The sequence below is a fragment of the Paenibacillus sp. 01T443 genome (genome assembly GCF_056398325.1).
Genome location: NZ_JBFTPE010000004.1, coordinates 85,533 through 105,596 on the forward strand (window position 1 = coordinate 85,533; position 20,064 = coordinate 105,596).

Below are 20,064 nucleotides of genomic sequence, written 5' to 3' on the forward strand. Positions count from 1 at the left end.
CTCGTACCTTATTTGTCGGTTAGTTAACATGAAAAATTTAGGTTAAACTACTTTTTTGTGTCGCATGACAAACAAAAAAGCTGCCCGCAAAGCAGCGGAGCTACTTTGTGGACAGCTTAGAACGCCGATTAAGGCGTTATTTGTCGTTAAATGAAATTATACGCCGCTTTGTACGCCAGCGTCTGCTTTAAGCTTCTCGGCTTTGTCAACGCGTTCCCAAGGAAGGTCGATGTCCGTACGGCCAAAGTGACCGTAAGCAGCAGTTTGTCTGTAAATAGGACGACGCAGGTCAAGCATTTTAATAATGCCTGCTGGACGAAGGTCAAAATTGCTTGTGATCAGATCAACGAGCTTATCTTCACCAATTTTTCCAGTGCCGTACGTATCCACGTTAATTGAAACCGGTTGAGCAACACCAATGGCATAAGCCAATTGGATTTCGCATTTATCAGCAAGTCCTGCAGCTACGATGTTCTTAGCTACATAACGAGCCGCGTAAGCAGCTGAACGGTCAACTTTTGTAGGATCCTTGCCGGAGAATGCGCCGCCGCCATGACGAGCATAGCCGCCATACGTGTCAACGATAATTTTACGGCCTGTAAGACCAGCATCACCTTGCGGTCCGCCGATTACGAAGCGGCCAGTTGGGTTGATGAAATATTTTGTTTCCGCATCAAGCCATTCCACTGGAACAACCGGCTTAATAACATGCTCAAGAATATCCTGTTGGATTTGCTCAAGCGTGATTTCTTCCGCATGCTGCGTGGACACAACGATAGTATCTACACGAACAGGCTTGCCGTCTGCGTATTCGATTGTCACTTGTGTTTTACCATCTGGACGAAGGTATGCAAGCGTCTCGTTCTTACGTACTTCAGACAAGCGACGAGCGATACGATGCGATAAAGCGATCGGAAGCGGCATAAGCTCAGGTGTTTCGTTTGTTGCGAAACCAAACATCAAACCTTGGTCGCCTGCGCCGATATCTTCGTTCTCTTGCTTCATGTCCTTGCCATCACGAGTCTCAAGCGCTGCGTTAACGCCTTGTGCAATATCAGCTGACTGCTCATTGAGCGATGTCAATACTGCGCAAGTGCTGGAGTCAAAGCCGTATTTGGCACGCGTATAGCCAATTTCCTTAATCGTACGGCGTGCGATTGCTGAAATATCAACATAATCTGCACTGCTGCTAATTTCCCCAATAACCAAAACAAGTCCTGTTGCTACTGAAACTTCACAAGCGACACGCGCGTGTGGATCTGCTTCTAGGAATGCATCTAAGACAGCATCGGATATTTGATCACAGATCTTATCCGGATGGCCTTCAGTAACGGATTCCGATGTGAACAAGTGGCGTCCTTTAACCGACATTCGTATCAACCTCCTACAACCTTAGTATGAAATAAGTGCGGACATTCTACACAAAAAATGAACCTTTCCCCGAAGGAAAAGGTTGTTTGACAACTCTTCTAAAACAGTATGATACCGAAAATGTCGCTTTGTGTCAATGGACGCCGGGTTTTTAACCAGTTATTGGTATCCGCCAAGCACTGATTCCGCTTGCGCAATCAGTCTTCTTGTGATTTCTCCACCCACTGAGCCTGCTTGACGTGTGGATAAGGAAGACCAATGTACGCTATTTCCGCCGCCAGCACCCGAAGACGCACCCAGCTCTCCAGCGAATTCTGTGTCAGCACCGGTGCCTGCATAGGCTCCAGACGTTAATCCAAATTCTGCAGCAATCTCATACTTCAGCTGGTTTAACGCAGCTTTGCTTGTAGGAACAACCACTTTATTCGAACGACTCATGAATAGCACCTCCATAGAATGTTGAATACACTTGTATTGTGCATCCTTCCATCCTTTTTGAAGCGTATAATCTATTGTCAGTTCGGGTAAAATGTAGATCATCCATCCATATTATTGCAAGGTATAACTACCCTTTACCAATACAGTCAAACCATTCTTTTGGTTCGGATCAGGCAGTATGCCGCGTCCTTCACGAGGAAACAGCAGCAAATGATTCGTCGGAACTGCTTTCCCCTTCGTCAAATCCGTACCGCCAGTCAGATCCGCAATACCGCTGGCATCGGAGCTGTAAGCAATTGCTTTGCCGACGCGTACAATGACTTCAGTACCTTGTCCTGCCATGAGTGTCTTGCCTGCAGGTACAGTAACAACCTCAAGCGCCGTATTTGTGCCAGGTGTTTCTATAGGACCGCCGCCCGCTTTGGCAAGCTGCTCGTCTACATAGCTTTTCGTAACAACCGGATCCTCGGCAGAGCCTGGAGTCAGCGCATTTGATTCCGCTTCAAGCGGTGAAGCAAAGTTCACGCCGACCCACACGCCAGCTCCTACTAAAACAGCAGCAACGACTCCTCGTAGTACTTTTTGTTTCACTTAGCAATCTCCTCTCTATCACGCATCTCCTATAAAGATACTAGATTTAAGTAGGAGAAACCAGTTTTTTCTCTTTTGATTATTTGTCTGCCAGCCAATTCACAAAGGATGACCATTCAATATCAACAGAGGCAAGCTTTTTCTTATGATTTTCAAATGTTTCGTAAATATTTAGTGTGTAATTATCCCACACTGGCGTTGAAGACATGTCTTTGCTTACTTCACTGAAGTTATCTCCAACCTTCCAAGTCGTCCCGCCTTCGGACTTCCCTTCAAGATCAATCGTGTGAGTAAGAATGATTTCATTAGTTCGTTCTTTCTCTAGCACCATGGTTAGCTTACTTTGCGTGAAGCCGTCATAAGCGCGATCCTTTGCAACTGTTGCTCCCATACTAATTTCAAGAATTCTTTCAATCATATAAGCATTGAAGTAAGTCATATCAACGGTATACGGACCAACCTTCAATTGTTTGAAACTTGAAATGTCTGTTTTTTCAATTGGCAGCTCAAGCTGAATCGGTCTGATATATCCTTTAGCCGTTCCGGTTCCCACAATAACGCCATTGTCATCATAAGCTTCACCGATAAGTAGCTGGATGCCCTCTTTATTCGCGTTTATCGGCAAATCCGCATACAAAATAACTTGCTCTTTATTGGATGGCTTAATTGTATTGTTTGCTTTAACCGTCTTCACTTCATAATAATTTCCGTCAGCCGTTTTGAAATAGCCTGCCCACACCGGCAAAATATTACTGCGGTTTTGTTTATTCGTAACATCCATATATACTGCAAATAACTCACTATCTTCGTTTATATAAGTTCGAACATCCGTAACTTGCGCCGTTAACTGTGATCCGGCAACGGATTGTGTATATACAGAGCCCGATTTCACAACGGGTACTGAGGTGATTGCTGATTTGGTTAGCTCAGCGAGCAATGAAGTTTCTTCTCCAGTTTTCTCGCTTAATTGCAATTTAAATTGCTTCCAAGAATAAGTAAAAGGAATGTCTCCAATAAAATGAACGGTTGCCGATGCTCCAGGAGCGAGGCCAATCGTATCTGTACCCGTTACTTTCTTGGATTCAAGTTTTATGTTCTCATCGACCACATATTGCCCTGTTAAATCAGGTAACGGTACGAATACTGATTCTTTGTTACGAATGACTAGTTCTGCAATGACATGATCCTTTGTCGTCCACGGCAATCTTTGCACCGATTTAAGCGTTACCTCGTAAGTTCCGCTATCATTCGTAAATGTAGTAACAGATGAGCCTACTGGCGTAGTTGTAAGCTTGAACGGAATATCAAATGTACCGACAGGCAGCTCCACTTTATTCGTTTCAGCACCTACCGAATTTGTAATGATGAGCTTCCAGCCTGTAGTAGCTAATGTGGATGGAATATTTCCTGTCAAACGTATAGCATTCAAAACTGAAGGCTCAAGCAATAGTGTTTCATCCGTTTTGTTTTTTAAATTCAGCTTATATAAACCAGCTGATGTTTGTACATAATAATTGTATACCGGAAGAGTTACACCAAACTTGCTTGTATTTCTTGCCACGTAACTCAAATTAAACTCATAATACTTCTCTTTTTTGGTTACGTTAATTTGATCCACTCTTACATTTACACTGGAATTATTGATTTGAACTGGTTTGAAGCCGCCTGCTTTTATAAAATTAGCATATCCCTTAGGGAAGGTGTATTTCGCTACAGTACGCTCATAGCCAGCAACAGAGAAATCAAACTTTATTATATTTACAACAAGCTGGTCTAACGTCATCTTAGAGCCGACCTGACTATAGAAGGTCAACGTTGCCGACGATTTAGGAGCTATTCTTTTTTTCGTTTGATCAAGTAGGGTTAACGTATATTTTGTCCCTCCTACTGATTTCAGTCTGGCCCAATAATCGTTTAAGACAAGATCCTTACTGTCTCCATTATAAAAGGTAAACGTGAAACTTGCCGTTGCTCCACTTGAGCTTGGGATTAAATTTGCATCAATGAGCTGTACGTAAGAAGCTCCGCTTATGTAGACTTTCTTGTTCACAGCTGCTGAAGCTGGTGTACTAGCAGCGAAACTGACTGGAATCGCACTTACCATTACGATTAAAGCGACTATGGCAGATATAAGTACGGATGCTTTTCTAAAGCTGTGTCGCATTGTGATAATCACTCCTATTATTTTAGCGTTTCATATTTAGACGATAAAAACCTTGCAATAGTTTCGCAATATCAACGTCTAACAAAAAGAATTTAATTCATTGGCGGAACTTTAGCCCCCTTATTCTTACAAGTGATAGTGTTATTATGTTAGTTCAACTATAGCTGTTTATTGTGAACAGCATATGAACGATTCGAAACATTGCTCGTAAGATATAATATAATGAACACAAAAAAAAGAGCCGCCGGTAATCCGGCGACTCTTTCTTTCTTGATTCAACTTCTATTATTGAAGTTGAGTGATAACGATAGCGCCCACTTCAGCGAACGCGCCGCCAACTTGGTTACCAGTTACTGTGAAAGCCAATTTGTAGTGTGTACCAGCATCGCCAGTACCAGCAAATGTTACTGCATCAAAGCCAGCTACAGATACTACACCGTCTTTGTCGATTACGTAGTAAAGCGTGTTAGCCGTTGCTACGTGTTTAACATCATTGATTTCAAATGTTTTTGTAGTTGTGTTTACATCGCTAACTTGGTTGTTACCAGATACTGCTGGTGTAAGTGTTTCATAACCAAGTGTTGCAGGTGTAGAATCAACAAGAGTTACCAATTGTTTAGCAGCTACAGCAGTACCGAAAGCAGCTTCAGAAACAACATAAGTTTCTTCTTTGCCAGCAACATTCAATTTCACGCTGTAAGTGGAACCAGTAGCAGTTACACCTTCAGTTTTCGAAACGAATAGTCCAGACACTTTAGCAAGCTCAGAAGTTGCTTCGTTGTCTTTAGTCACTACGATATACGAAGCGTTGATGCTGTCGTTAACGATGACTACTTTATCGTTTTTAGTGATGTTTGCAAGAGTACCGATCGAAACGTTGTTGTTAACAAGGTCAAGACCGTTTACAACTACAGTGCTTGCAGTAATGTTGTAAAGTGAATTTGTTTTGATAGCAGATGCAGAGATTTCTGTAACATCAGCAGAAGCGCCTACAGCTAGATTTTGTGCTGCAGTAACACCTGTTACTTTACCAGCAGCGTCATAAGTGAACTTAGCAATTGCATCAGCATCGCTGTCAGCAGTTGCAAAAGTATCAGCAAGGTACGCTACTTCTTTAGCATTTGTTTTCAAGGAGAAGTATTCAACTTTATCCTTAGTGCTTACTTGTACGCCATCAAGTACAGCTACGTTGTTAACAACTTTAGTGATAACGCCGTATGCAGGAGCGCCTTCACCAGCAGTAACTACAGAAGCAGACACGATTTTGTTGTCTTTGTTAAGAATGAAGTTGTACTCAGTACCGATTACAAGGTTAAGAGCGGAAGCTTCTACATAGCTAGTGCCATTAACAACATAAGCTTTGTCAGTGCCAGTAGTAGAAGTCGACGTTACTTTACCAGTTGCTGTTTTGCGAACAGCTTCAACGGATACAGCTTTCGAACCGTTAGCAACAACGTCAAGTACATCGTCTTTTTTCAGGTCAGTTGCAAGAGCAGTTTTACCATCAAGAGTAATAACTGTGTTCTCGTCTACAGATACAATACCACCGTTGTAAGTAACTTGTGCTGCACGGTAAGCTGTTTTTGCATCATAGCTAACGAACAATTTGTTTGTTGCAGAGTATTCAGTAACTACTACTGCACTTACTTCATTGTTGTCAGTGTTTAGGTACAAGGATACGCTAGCATTTGCAGAAATGTCTTTAGCAGCAGCAGCGGTAACTAGTGCACCGTTTTTGATGAAGAAGAAGTTAGGAGCGATTTGGTATGGAGCAGTTACGCCATCCAAAGTGATTGTTCCAGCATCAGTAAGATCTACGATTGCTGTTTTGTTTTTGCCTGTTGCAACTTTAGCAGCATCTTGTTTGTCGGAAACTGCTACTACTTTATCGTTAACTTTGATGATGGATACTGTACGTCCAGCAAGCTCAGAAAGCTTTTTGCCGCCAGTTACTACAAAGTTAGCAGCAACAGTATGAAGTTGACCTTTAACACGGATTTGCGTGCTGTTGTTTTCAAGCGCTACATTTTCAAGAACGCCAGTTGTTACAGCACCGATTTGCTCAATCAGTGTTTTAGTGCCTGTTGTAACAAGGTTTTGGTCTTTGTCGTAAGAAACAAATTTGTCATCAAGTGTGTTGGAAACCAATTGCGCTACAACGCCACGGTTAGCTGCTTGACCCTTAGTGATGTCAACACCTTTGAACATGTTGAGTTCCGAAGAGTTAGCTTGCAACAATACGTTATTAGGCCATGTGCCAGAAAGGTTAGCGTCTTTGTATCCAAGTGCGCGTACCAATACTGCTACTGCTTCTTCAAACTTAACTTTTTCGCTTGGACGGAATTTACCGTTAAAGCCTTGAACCAATTTTTTAGCTTCTGCTACGTTGATGTAACCAGTGTACCATTGGTTTGCTTTAACGTCGCTGAAGTTAGGTTTTTGTGATTTCAAAAGCTCAGCATTGCTTGCATTACCAGTTGCAATAACAATTAGTTTAGCAAGTTCTGCGCGAGTAATATCGTTTTCTGGTTTGAAAGTACCATCTTCGTAACCGTTGATTACGCCAAGAGCAGTAAGCTCTTCTACTGCGGATTGTACTGGTTTACCCACTACATCAGATGGTGTTGCTGCGAAAGCTGGAACTGATAATGGAATGACTAGCGCTGTAGCTAGTACAAATGCTGCTATTTTTTTCTTCATAACCTTTATTTCTCCTCCTCTAAATACGTGCGGTTGTTGAGAGTTTTGTTTAAATAGTGAATTGCTCTTTTCCCTCATGTCGATTCACCCCCTTTCCAGAGTTGAGCATAGATTTGATATAAATAATGTCTACAATCATGATAAACCCATTTGTAAGATCATGTCGTAGAAACTTGTAAAAAATGCGAGAAAAATGCTAGAGTCGCGCCACCACTATAACATTATACAATGGGCGGGTCGTACCGTAAAGAGGAAGTTGAGAATTCATTCCAATTCCTTTCCAGCAGCACTAGGTCTAGCGATTCAATTACATGCGTTTGTTATAACGTCATGTATTTAAACGCACGTCACAACAAAAAGTTGCGATGTTCTGAAAAAAAATTAAAGTTTTTTGTTTTGCGTCGTATGTACCTCATTTCGCATGCTTTGCTCGTGTACGTTAAGTACTTTGATAGTATAGCTTGTTTTCATAGAGCTCGTCGATAATAAACATTTTCCAAATTTAATGTTTCACGCGGCGTGGAACGCCCATGGCTGCAAGAAAAAAGCTGGATGCAGAACAAGTCTGCAACCAGCTTGGAATTTCTTTATATAACCAATTAACCAATGCTCGGAAGCTTCTTCAAGTCAGCTAAAATACGAGCAACAATGATAGCTGCATCAGAGCGAAGCAGGTTGGATCTAGGCTCGAATACAGAACCTGCCTTCGGATTGCTTGGATCAACTAGAGAACCGATAATATATTTCTTTTTCGCGATAGCGATAACCGAGCTTTTCGCATAGAAATTCACGCTTCCTGCATCTTTGAACGTTTTCTCCAGATCCTTATCGATTTTCGTCGAATCCGTAGCCAGCTTCAAGTCGAGCGCTCTTGCGATAATGACAGAAGCCTCTTCTCTTGTTAAGTTGGCGCTAGGCTGGAACGTTCTCGGACCGGTTCCGCGGATGATCCCTTCTCGGGCTGCCGTTTCTACGTATCGATAATCCCATAACGCATCAGGGTTAATGATCGCTGGCACATCATCGAAATGCGGCTTGCTCAGCTCGTAGTTAAGAGGAATATCAAGCGCCTTAACCATCATTCTCGCGAACTCGCCGCGTGAGATATAGATGTTAGCGCCGAAATCGTCAAAGCCCGCTGCATTCATAATGCCTTTCGAATAAATGGCTTCGAGGAAGTTTCTCGCATAAGGATGCGATGTCATGTCAGTGTACGAGTACACCATTTTTCCAACTACATAGTAACCGAATTTATTGAATGGAACCGTAATTGTGTTTTTCTTCACGTCGACCGTTCCGCCGATATTTTCCCAATACTTCGCTTTTACATCGTAACGGTAGACCGTGATGATTGTCCCGATACTATCCTTCATATTCGGATCGAAGGCAAGCGTCAACGTGCCGGTCTTGGAAGTAACCAGCTCTCTATTGTCCGGACGCTCATCGTAGGTAGGAATCTTCGTTCCGCCCTTTCCAGTCGCGTTCGGGAATTGATACGGGTCGACACCCATTGTCAGCGGATCGTAAGCATTCATTGTCGYCGGATCATCCGCTAATCCCGCGTCAATCCAATAAACCGGACTAGCCTTGGTGAAACGAGTTGGATAAGAAAGCCTGAACCGTGTCCCAAAGCTTTCCAATATAATATTGTAGTTTGGTGGCAAAGCTTCAAGCTCGCGGCGGTCAACGACGCCATCTTCTGAGTTTGCAATGGCAAACAAGAGATTATGGCCGGTGAACACTTGGTTTTTCAGGGCCGCAGGCACGTTGAAATCAGTTCTGATTAGCGTTGTGCCTTTTTCAAACTTTAAATTTAGTGCTCCATCAAAAATCTTGTGGCTGCTTGCCATCGTTTGAAGAAATTGTGCGCCTGGAATATTGGTTGGCGCATACGTAATTTCGATGCTGCTTTGTACTTTATCATTGGCGCTCGAGATTATGAAATCGATTTTGTTCTTACCTACTTTTAGATTATTTACGAATACGCGGTACGTATTTTTATAAAATTGTTCTACAGTAGCCGGATTGTTATCGGAATCGAAATCAATTTTCTCTGCCACCTGTTTATTAATCGTTATCGTCTGCGCTCCAGGAGCATCGATGACTACTTCAACGTAGTTTTGATTGACGATATTTTTGGCCGGCAAAATCGGACGCAATACTTTGTAAGGCAGCGATGTCGGGTCAACCTCTAAGCGATAAGACGCTTTCGGACCTGTTTCGCCGTTGTTGAATACCGTAAAGGTATACACACTGGAGCTACCGTCTGGATTTAGTTCTTGTCCTACTAGAATGAACGAGAATGTTTTAGTTAAAATGTCGTAACGAACCGCTAGATTCGCTACTTCATTAGCAGCTCCGTTATTTACGGTGCCCATCACGGTGGTGCCGCGCATAATAATAAGCTTTTTACTCAAATCCCAAGCAATCGGATTCGTGAAGTTGCTGTTCTCGATTTTCAGGATATAATTGCTCGGATCCGTTAGACCGTTTATAGGATTATCCATCTGTGTAATTTTCGCTTGAATATTGCTGACGATATCAGCATCTGTAGCGCCAGTTGCCGTAAAATCAATGAAGTCAAATGTACCGAACACATTCATGAATGCTTCATTTGTCGTAAAGACGCTGCCGCGGTTCACAAAGTTCGGATCATTCGGAACCGGCTCACTGTATTGCGCGCCATAAGGATAAATGATAGTTCCCTCTACCGGTATGACAGGAATATTCGTCGGAATGAGATAAAGCTTGATCTTCTTCTCATAGGAGTTTTTACTGCCTTGGAATACGAATTTGACCTCATTCTCACCGCTGAACAAAGACTCGAAAGCTTTTGTACGCTCAGCAGCATTTAGAATCGTAAAGCTTGTTACTCCGCTTGTCCCTTGCGCGAGCTTGATTGGCGTATTATTCACATAGAAAAACACCGTTTGCGCTGCTGTACCGTTAAAATCGTAACGAATCTCAGAAGTATTATTGATATTGTTGAGAATACCTTTGAAATCGCTCAACGCTCCCGTAATAGCCTCAGCGATACGATCCGCTTTAAGCTTATTCGTATCATCATAAACCGTCATATTATCAAATACGCTCGTATAGCTTACATACGGTCCGAATAGCATCGTGAACTTAACTTGCTTCGATACTCCGCCAACATCCAGCGTAACCGTCTGCGTACCTTCGAACGGAAGTTTTTTGAAAATAAGAATTTCTCGCTTATAAACTTTCCCATTGACGTTTACGTATTTATTGACAAGACTTGAGGACACGTTCTCGATGTTACTGGTACTATCGTAATCATAGCTTGTTGGTGCAGATGTACCAGAAACATTTTTAATATCCTCTACGGTTACCAAACCGTTAGTTTCAGTCAAAACAGGATTTCCAACAAGAACTTCCATAGCGAATGGCACAGTATAAAGATTAGCGCCTTCAAGCGGAGTTCCTGTCAAAGCTTCCCCGTTGCCTGTTCTATAACCACTTAAATAGTTAATATTCTCGATAAATTTCTTAGTTGCATCCTTCAACGAGAAACCCATAAGTCCGGTTCCTTCATCGGCAGGTTGGCCAAGTGCATCTTTTTTCGCGTTTTCTGCTGTAATTTGAATATTATAGGATTTGTCGAAAACTAGTGCATGGTTGGCTCCGATAGCCGTTGTAAATTCATAGATGAAAAACGCTTCATTTCCTGTATAAGTACCCACCGGAGTTGCAACAGGCACGCTCGCTGGAGGAGCAACTGGCTGCGTAAAGCTGATTCCGCCACTCGCTGTTATTGTGTACTTAATCGGGATGCTTTTACTAGGATCCGGATGCGGCTCAAGCGTGCCGTCCGCTGGAGCGGAATCATCCTTCAAATAGTTAGGAACAATAATTTTACCCGTTAGGGATGTCGTATTTGTATTCGTTACTAATAAATTAGGATTGTACTCGAGCGGTTCAGATGTTGCTGCACCGTTCGCAACTCCGTTCAAGTTGACATCATAAAAGGTTACTTCACCGTTGTAAAAGGCTACTTCGCGAGTCGTCTCTACGGTTTGGTTCGCATTTTTCACCTTAATCGTAACTAGGTTTTTACCTTTTTGGAGCGTGATCGGCGATGCCGCAAACTGATAACTGTTGGAGCTGTTAACGGAATAGGTTTTGCTGCTGCCGTTTACGTCAACCGTTACCTGCTGCGCATTAGGAGCGAAGCCCGTAATGCTAATATCCGCAGATTGACGACCAGCGGATGCCGCAGAGTGAACGACCGTAGTACCTGCTTCTTCGATGTTGAATTTATTTCCGTCAAGCTGTGCAACCAAATCATAAAATACCGGGCCGTTGTGATATTCGATGTAGATCGAATTGGTCACTTCGCCGCCGCCTTGAACGCCTTTGAACGTAATGCGGTTCAGACCCGGGAAAAGCTCAACGTTATAGACTTGGATAGAAAATCCGTTGATATAGATGTTGCTTGTGATGTTCTCACGCTTCGAGCCAATTTGATCATCGGTAGGATTATCATTGCCCTTGTTATTGATAATTTGAGTAACGCTATACGAAACAGACGATGGGTCTACCCCGGTAATGGATCCTGTCAGCGTAAGGCTTGGATCCGTCGTTACCCTTGCTTGCGTAGATAAATCTTTCTCCGTAGGGAAGCTGAAGCTGCCTGTTGCGGCGTTTGCCACCTGTGACGAACCGAACGGCGGCAACAATGTAATCAACAGTGCCAGCGTTAGCGCTAATGAAAGTAATCTTTTCAAAACAATGTTCCTCCTTTATGTATATAACGAGCATGGGTATTAGAATTAAAGTTCGACTGACGACTTTGCGGCTTGCTTACGAATAAACCTTCCTCCCTTTTCCTCTTTAGCCAGTTATCACTTGCTGTGCAGCTAGACGTGCTGACCGCAGAAAAGTTCTGTACTGTAGTTATCGGCTAACAGCTCCCATTTTTTTAGTGTATTACGCCATTTACAAAAACAAAAAAAGAGCCCCGTTTCCCCTAAGGGATTCAGAGCTCTTGATTATTTGGAACGGGATTCAGCATCAACCTTCAGTCGAAGCCTCATTCGATTTAGAAAATTAATTAACGGCCTGCGCGTTTTGTCTACGATTCCGGTAACCTCGGCACCTATTTGCAAGAAGAACATGAGCATACAAATAACGGCAAAGGTAATCCAGTTCGCAGCACTCGATTGCACGACAGCCGATTGTACGATTGCCAGTGCGCCGAAGATTGCGGCAACGCCCCAAATGATAAGAACCGTACGGCGGTGACTGAAGCCAAGATCACGCAGTCTGTGATGCAAGTGGCCTTTGTCCGGTGCAAAGATCGGACGTTTGTTCACCCAGCGGCGAACGATGGCGAAGAAAGTATCTGAGAGCGGAACGCCGATAATGAGCAGCGGCGTGACGAATGATACAATCGTAACCTGCTTGAAACCCAGCATCGAAAGCGTTGCTAAGCTAAAGCCGAGGAAAAGCGAGCCCGAGTCTCCCATGAATATTTTTGCGGGATGGAAGTTGAACACGAGAAATCCGACGATTCCGCCTAACAGCAGCGTGCTGAGCAGGATCACGGGCTGGAAGCCCATGAGCGAGGCCATCACAACAATCGTTGCAATCGCGATGCCGGATACGCCGGCAGCGAGCCCGTCCAAACCGTCGATCAAGTTTATGGCGTTCGTTACACCAACGATCCATAAAATCGTAATCGGGATGCTGATCCAGCCGGCAATCGGCTGCATCGTTTCACCAAACGGAATGTTCAACAGGTCGATCTTTACGTCAAAAACGAATACGACAACGCATGCTGCAGCTATTTGACCCAAAAGCTTCACTTTTGCCGACAGCTCGAAGCGGTCATCGAAAGCACCTAAAATAATGATCATCGTCCCGCCGACAAGCAGCGCATTGATCATGTTTGAATCTTGTGGACGGAGCAAGCCGTCCGGTATAAATGGCGATAAGATAAAAAATGCGCCAACGAATGCAATATAAATAGCTAGACCGCCAAGACGCGGCATAATGCGCGTATGTACCTTGCGGTGGTTTGGTTTGTCTATTGCGCCTACTTTGAATGCGAACTTCTTAACAAGCGGCGTCATCGCAATGGCTAGAACAAGAGCGATTATGAACCCAATTGAATACAGCAAGCCAACCGGCATGTGTGCAACTCCCCTTTTCTTTCTACCGAAGTGAATTATACTCCGATTGAAAAAGAAACTCCAACCCCGTTTTTAACCAATTTAGCGGGTTTTAACGAGAATTTCACGGTGTAGACCGAGGTTTTGTTACGTTTTCTTTGTCGCGAAGCACTTTCACTACGAATTTCGGCAAAACGAGCATTCTTTTGTACCTTTTCGGCTCTTGAAGCAAGCGGTAGAACCATTCAAGCCGAAGCTTCTGGAACACGATCGGAGCTCGCTTTAGCTTACCCGAAACGACATCGAAGCTGCCGCCGACGCCCATAATTAAAGGCACGCCGAGCTTTTTCTTAAACTTAACAATCCAAGGCTCCTGCGTATCCGCTCCGCGCGCGACAAACAATAAGTCAGGCGCCGCTGCGCGAATGGCTTCCACCACTTCTTCGTCCTGTTCTGGGCCAAAAAAACCATTCCGATAGCCTACGATTTTTACCTGAGGATATTGCAGCTGCAGCTTCTCGGCCGCCGCCTCGATAACCTCTTGCGAGGTGCCAAGCAGATAGGCCTTCCATTTGCGTTTTTCACCCTGCTCTAAAAGGCGGTGCATCAGATCAAATCCCGTTACGCGCTCCGTGACCGGATTGCCAACGTATTTGGCTGCCCATACCACGCCTGCTCCGTCGGGTACGATAAGATCCGCGCGACGAATCATCGCGCTGTAGTTCGCGCTCTCGACAGCCGACATAATCATGATCGGGTTAGCGGTAATGACATGCGTTAACCGTCTTCCTTCGATTGCCGCCGTTAAATATTGAACCGTTTCATCCATGCTCGCCTTGGAGAATGGTATGCCGTATATCGGCACTGTTGGTAATTGTTTCGACAAGAGAAACTCACCTCGATAATGTATGACGCAGGTATTGAACGATTTGTTGCGCCGGTTTTTGCGATTGTTGTTTTAATAGGTCGATTGCTGGCTTATGTTTTGCTCGCCAGCCGGCTTTGTCAGCGAGCAGCTGGCATGCCGCATCCGCAAAGGCCTCCGCGTCCAGCTGCTCGGTTGTGCCGATGGCCTTCAGCCCTAAGCGGCCAAGAAATTGGTCGATCTTCGGGTCGTAGGATAGGCCAAGCATGGGAACCATTTGGCCTGCGGCATAGATAAGCGCATGGAGGCGCATGCCGAACAAAGCGTCGCACCGGCTGACCTCCAGCAGCATTTGCTGGGGGTCGTCGCCGGGCTCGGCCAGCTCGGCGGTGGAACCGATGCCGAGCCTGCCGCGCAGCCGTTCCATCACCTGCTCCGAAGCTTCTATGTCGGAGGGGGTGTGGAACGGCAGGAAGCGCAGCCGCACAGGCATGCGCTTCGACAGCGCGACCAGCGCTTCCGCGGCGCGCGCGAGATCTGCGCCGTCGCTGCGCCAACGGCGCAAGGATACGCCGACTAGCGGCGGCTCCGAAGACATGTCCTCAGCATTACGCGAGGAGCGAAGGGCTTCTTCTTCCGAGCCCGCCGGCAGAGGCAAGCCCATTACCGGGTCAGGCACCACTTCTATCATCTCTACCGGTACCCCGATGCGGCCAAGCAAAGCTGCGGATTCAGTATCCCGAACGGACACATACGCGCTGCGCTTCATAACTCCGCGAATAAGCGGATCCATAAAGCGGCGGTTTACCGGTCCGATGCCTTGTGAATAGGCGAATGTAGGTTTGCCGAGCAGCTGTGCGAGCTTCATGACTCCCGTGTAGTAAGGAATAGTCTTGGTACCCGTTGCATCTTGAAGCAGGCTTCCGCCTCCGCTTATGAGGCCGTCACAGCCCTTTAGCGCATTCCACAAATCACCTGGATGCATCCTCCGAACACTTTCCACCCCATACATACTGCTTGTCAAGGCCGGATCAGCCGATAACACGACCGGCTGAATTTTAATGCCCTGGGAACTGCTTTGTTCTTCCAAAGCAAGCAATATCGATCGTAGCACCGCTTCGTCGCCGCTGTTGCGAAAGCCGTAGTAGCCCGAGATCACTATGCGACGAACTTGCGGATGATTGCCGGTGCCCATTTACGAATTGCTCCTTCCACTAGCTGCCAAGCCAGAATCAAAATGCAGCCGATTATCGCACCTGTACCCAAGCCAAGCAGTACGCGAATCATTGAAATATAAAGCGGTGTATGAAGATGTGCGAACGTATCCACCATCGAGAGCTGTCCAATCGATCCGATAATAATGAGCAGCCAAGCTGCACGGTACCGAAGCGATAAGAATAGTCCTAGCAGTAATAGCGGATGCGCCAGCAAAAACTCTTTAAACCGCGGCCTTACGCCGAAGGTCGACTCCAGGAAATGACGAATAACCAATTCAACGGAGGATACTTGTCCACTGTTGCCTGTACGTGACAGGTAATAATAGCCGATAATTCCGATAACGCCTGCAAGGATAATCCAAGTTAACGTAATCGGCTTTGAAAGCAGAATTCTCAGTCTGCCTAGCGACATTTGGCTGTTATACAGCAGCACATAAACCGCAACCAACGCAATTGGCGCGAGGTGAAGCAGGCTTACGCCGCGGAATTGCTCCAACACCAAATTGTATGTGATGTTATTCAGCAAACCGAAAACAATCGGTACAGCCGTAAGTGAAATCAACGTCGCTACGATAAACCAATTCAAAGCGAGCCCAAAACGCCTTCCCATCGACAACGCCGGGAAAATCCATTTCATCTGGTTTCCGTTTTCGTAAACGGCACCGGGCTGCTGAGGCGTCTGGCTATGCTTGCTTCGGCCCACCGTCCAGTCAGGACCACCAACCACGCGCCTGTCGCCTACCGTACGGGAATAGATACGGTTCATGACCCACACTAACGCGAGTGTAGGTGCGGCAATCGCCGCGCCTAATGCTAAGCCCTGTTCCATCATAGAGCTGTTCAGCTTGTACAACCCGGCGCTGCCAAAGAGACCGATAACGAATACAGGAATATATACGCCTGGAATAAACGCGCCTACCAATAAAGCAATTAAGGCAATGGCGCCAGCAGCGACAATAGCTCTGACAGGCTTATTCCAAGAAGGCTGTTCATAATCGAATGCCGTTGCCTTGCCTGGCGTAAATCCAGCCTTAGACAGCTTTTCGACTATGCCATTTTTCTCGCTCATGGCTTCAGCCAGCCTGTCCAAGGAATGAACGATCTTTGCCTTATCCGTGTTTGATTGGGTTGTCCCGTTCATGAAAAACATACGGATATTACGATCCTTAGCCGCTAGAAGAAAACGGTCGCTAATCGCGTCGGAAGTCATCGTCATCCCGTCGTTATCCGACAAGGAATATAATCTGACTACGTTATAGTTTGTAATATATGCTAATTTATTTATGCCTTGCTGAGGTTTTTTTAAATTTTCGATTGCGGCAATGCCCATATCGTATTTTTTTAGCAATTCACCGAACTGATACAGGCTGTTATCCACGGCTTGATCAGATGCGCCCTTCACTTTATCGCCGTCAAATAACACGCGGTTCACACCGTACGCCTTTAAGTTTGCAAGCACTGCATCCGTTTCGTCTTGATTATAAGGCTGTACGCGGTCGGAGAAACGCGGCAGAATGCCAAAGCCTGCGTCGCGAATCGTTTGCAAGGACATCGGGTCAAAATCCATCGTTTTCATAACCGCTTCGGCAATCGGCATTTCGACGACCATCCCGTTACGGCCCCCATAGGTCCAATTGCTATACACAGCCTCCGATCGATCAAGCGCCTGGCGCACGATCGGACCGATCATTTTTTCTTCTTCTGGACCGTTAAATAAAATATAAGTAAAGTTTTGGCCTGCCTGCTCAAACTTACCCTGCAGCAGCGCAGCATCCCTTGAGCTGTAATAAGTCAGCCTGCCCGCTAACTGTAGCTCCTTCAACGAGCTTTCGTACACGGCCATCGTGGTAATGCCCGATTCCTTTAACATGGCGAGCTTCTCCGTCAGGAACTCCTGTGGCCTTGCCTGACGTTCCGATACATCGACAATATCGCGGTAATCAAAAACATACTCCACTTGTTTCGACGACTTTTCCATTTCCATGCGAACAGCGCCGAGCGGCAATGCTGCCGCCACCCCTAATAATGCAATAATCCAAAGTACGAATCTTGCGCGCCGATTCCATTGCTGCCAACGTAAAAACACGAAATTCCTCCGTTCTAAACAGGTGATTGTCGATCTATTCGCTACGGTCTACCCGTTCCATAACGGCGGTTTTCAACGTTTCCAGCGCAGCGGCGGCAGCATCCTTTGATTCACTCTTCACTGCGAAATAAACTTTGATTTTCGGTTCGGTACCAGAAGGACGCAAGCAGAACCACGATCCATCCTCAAGCAAATACTTCAATACGTTTTCTGGACGAAGACCGTCATGGCCCTTGCCGTAATCCAGTACCTGCTCTACTTTGACGCCGCCGATTTCGGTTGGCGGGTTTTGACGCCAATCATCCATGATCGCTCCGATTTTTTGAACCCCGTCGAAGCCCTTAAGCGTACGTGACTCCAAGCCTTCTAAATAGAAGCCAAATTCAGCGTAAAGCTCGAGTAATACATCATACAGCGTTTTTCCTTGACTGCTATAGTATGCCGCAGCTTCTGCAATCAATAACGCGGCAACGATCGCATCTTTATCGCGTGCATAGGTACCCGTTAGATAACCGTAGCTTTCTTCATAACCAAACAGGAAGGAATACTCGCCTGTTTTCTCATAGCTTGTCATTTTTTCACCGATATATTTAAAGCCTGTCAGCGTATTGTCGACGGCTACGCCAAATGAGCGTGCGATATCCGCCCCGAGCTCGCTTGTCACGATCGTTTTGATGACGATGCCGTTGCCTGGCAATTGTCCGCGCTCTTTCAGTTGGCTCAGCACATAATGGACCATCAACGCGCCTGATTGGTTACCTGTGAGAACGACATACTCGCCCTCGTTATTTTTCACGACCGCGCCCATACGATCCGCATCCGGGTCCGTACCGATAATAATGTCTGCATTCACCTGCTGAGCAAGCTTAATAGCAAGCGTGAACGCTTCGCGCTCTTCCGGGTTAGGGGATTTCACCGTGCTAAAATAACCATCCGGCTGCTCTTGCTCAGGTACGATATGCACGTTCTTAAAGCCAACCTTCTTCAGCACTTCACGTACCGGCATATTGCCTGTCCCATGCAGCGGCGTAAAGACAACACTGAACTTCTCGCCGATTTCCCCTTGAATAAGCTCCGCATTCAAGCTTTGAGCAACGACCGTATCAATAAACTGTTGATCGGCTTCCTCTCCAAGCCAGCGCAGCAAGCCCTTAGCTTCCGCTTCCTCGCGGCTCAGCCTCTTCACTTCATCAAAGCCGACAATTTGACCGATCGCGGCAATCACTTGCTGCGCTTCTTCCGGAATGAGCTGGCAGCCGTCGGCGCCGTATGCCTTATAGCCGTTGTATTCAGGAGGGTTGTGGCTGGCCGTAATAACAATCCCGCTGGATGCTTTAAGCGCACGCACAGCAAAAGAAAGCTGCGGAGTCGGGCGCAGAGCAGTAAACAAATATGTCGTAATACCGTTTCCTGCAAGCACGAGCGCGGCATCTAGCGCAAATTCAGGCGAGTAATTACGGGAATCATGAGCAATAACAACCGATGGGCTGGCTCCCTCTGAACTCGCGCCGGCCAGCAGCCAATTCGCAAGTCCTTGCGTGGCTTTCCCCACTGTGTATGCGTTCAAACGGTTCGTACCCGCGCCCATTACGCCGCGCAAGCCGCCCGTACCGAATTCAAGGTCCCGATAGAAACGATCCGTAATTTCCTTTTCTTCTCCTGCAATGCCGCGAAGCTCTTCCTTCGTTGCAGCATCGATAAGCGGGTCATTCAGCCAAGCCTCATATTTAGCAATAACAGTAGTATTCGTTGGATTCGTCATAATTAGCAGCCTCTTTCATTCATGAATTTTGATTTATGAAGGATTAGATAAAGCAAACATGAGCTCGCCCTCGGCAACGATCTGATCGCCTACCCTTGCTGTCCCTTGCCCTTTGCCGATTGAACCTTTGAGTCTTGTAATTTGGACTTCAAGCGTCAGCGTATCGCCTGGCTTAACTTGTCCGCGAAAGCGGAAGCCGTCAATGCCTGCAAAAAAGCCCAGCTTGCCTTTATTAGCCTCAATCATCAACATAGCAACGGTACCGACCTGCGCGAGCGCTTCTACAATCAGCACACCAGGCATAACGGGATATCCGGGAAAATGGCCGACAAAATAAGGTTCGTTCATCGTCACATTTTTGAGACCGACAGCCCGTACACCCGGCTCAACCTCTAGAATCCGGTCGATTAGTAAGAACGGCGGGCGGTGCGGAATAATTTCTTGAATTTGATTAATGTCCAACATGTCAAAAAAATCCCCTTTCGATGGTTAGATAGTATAAAAAGTGTCAAAATGTACGACACTATACATATCCATCATAAAACTGCAGTTTATGAAGGTTAAGATAAGAGGCTTGGCTGCTTGGACCCGAAGTGTCCTCCGCCAAGCCTCTTTGTTCATATATATGACTTTATAAGTTCTCACTTATAAACGTGCTTATATATGTTTGCGAAGCGGGCTTTTGCCGCCAAAGGACGGCTGCAGCCGTTTACGCATGATATGTAGTTGCCTCAGA

General features: G+C 45.8%; 12 protein-coding genes. All 12 read right to left on the minus strand.

Going from position 1 to position 20,064, the window contains the following annotated elements; translation table 11 throughout:
• Positions 1-156: 156 nt before the first annotated feature.
• The 12 genes from metK to fabZ all read right to left on the minus strand — a co-directional run bounded on the left by metK (position 157) and on the right by fabZ (position 19,793).
• Positions 157-1,371, minus strand: coding sequence for a methionine adenosyltransferase (gene metK / locus AC1DLI_RS06560; protein ID WP_477600774.1), 1,215 nt, complete (start codon positions 1,369-1,371; stop codon positions 157-159).
• A gap of 159 nt (positions 1,372-1,530) precedes the next feature.
• Positions 1,531-1,809 (minus strand): small, acid-soluble spore protein, alpha/beta type, encoded by a 279-nt coding sequence (locus AC1DLI_RS06565; protein WP_477600776.1) that lies wholly within the window; start codon positions 1,807-1,809, stop codon positions 1,531-1,533.
• A 111-nt stretch (positions 1,810-1,920) separates the two neighbouring features.
• Entirely contained in the window at positions 1,921-2,400 is a 480-nt protein-coding gene (locus tag AC1DLI_RS06570) for a hypothetical protein (RefSeq protein WP_477600778.1), read from the minus strand.
• Between the two features lie 79 nt (positions 2,401-2,479).
• Entirely contained in the window at positions 2,480-4,564 is a 2,085-nt protein-coding gene (locus tag AC1DLI_RS06575; protein WP_477600780.1) for a hypothetical protein, read from the minus strand.
• A gap of 285 nt (positions 4,565-4,849) precedes the next feature.
• A complete protein-coding gene (locus AC1DLI_RS06580; protein WP_477600782.1) occupies positions 4,850-7,342 on the minus strand; it encodes an S-layer homology domain-containing protein in 2,493 nt (830 codons plus the stop codon).
• A 521-nt stretch (positions 7,343-7,863) separates the two neighbouring features.
• Positions 7,864-12,012: an S-layer homology domain-containing protein gene (locus tag AC1DLI_RS06585; RefSeq protein ID WP_477600784.1), complete on the minus strand. Its 4,149-nt coding sequence runs from the start codon at positions 12,010-12,012 to the stop codon at positions 7,864-7,866.
• Between the two features lie 264 nt (positions 12,013-12,276).
• Positions 12,277-13,419 (minus strand): glycosyltransferase family 4 protein, encoded by a 1,143-nt coding sequence (locus tag AC1DLI_RS06590; protein WP_477600786.1) that lies wholly within the window; start codon positions 13,417-13,419, stop codon positions 12,277-12,279.
• A 103-nt stretch (positions 13,420-13,522) separates the two neighbouring features.
• Positions 13,523-14,227, minus strand: a complete 705-nt coding sequence (locus AC1DLI_RS06595; protein ID WP_477601181.1) for a WecB/TagA/CpsF family glycosyltransferase — start codon at positions 14,225-14,227, stop codon at positions 13,523-13,525.
• A 64-nt stretch (positions 14,228-14,291) separates the two neighbouring features.
• Positions 14,292-15,458, minus strand: a complete 1,167-nt coding sequence (gene csaB / locus AC1DLI_RS06600) for a polysaccharide pyruvyl transferase CsaB (RefSeq protein ID WP_477600788.1) — start codon at positions 15,456-15,458, stop codon at positions 14,292-14,294.
• The gene (locus AC1DLI_RS06605; protein ID WP_477600790.1) at positions 15,422-17,566 is read right to left on the minus strand and encodes a DUF5693 family protein; all 2,145 of its coding nucleotides are present in this window, start codon (positions 17,564-17,566) and stop codon (positions 15,422-15,424) included. Before AC1DLI_RS06605 ends, csaB begins: the two co-directional genes overlap by 37 nt.
• A gap of 34 nt (positions 17,567-17,600) precedes the next feature.
• Positions 17,601-19,328 (minus strand): phospho-sugar mutase, encoded by a 1,728-nt coding sequence (locus AC1DLI_RS06610; RefSeq protein WP_477600792.1) that lies wholly within the window; start codon positions 19,326-19,328, stop codon positions 17,601-17,603.
• Positions 19,329-19,361: 33 nt separating this feature from the next.
• Positions 19,362-19,793: a 3-hydroxyacyl-ACP dehydratase FabZ gene (fabZ, locus tag AC1DLI_RS06615; RefSeq protein ID WP_138753720.1), complete on the minus strand. Its 432-nt coding sequence runs from the start codon at positions 19,791-19,793 to the stop codon at positions 19,362-19,364.
• Positions 19,794-20,064 lie beyond the last annotated feature (271 nt).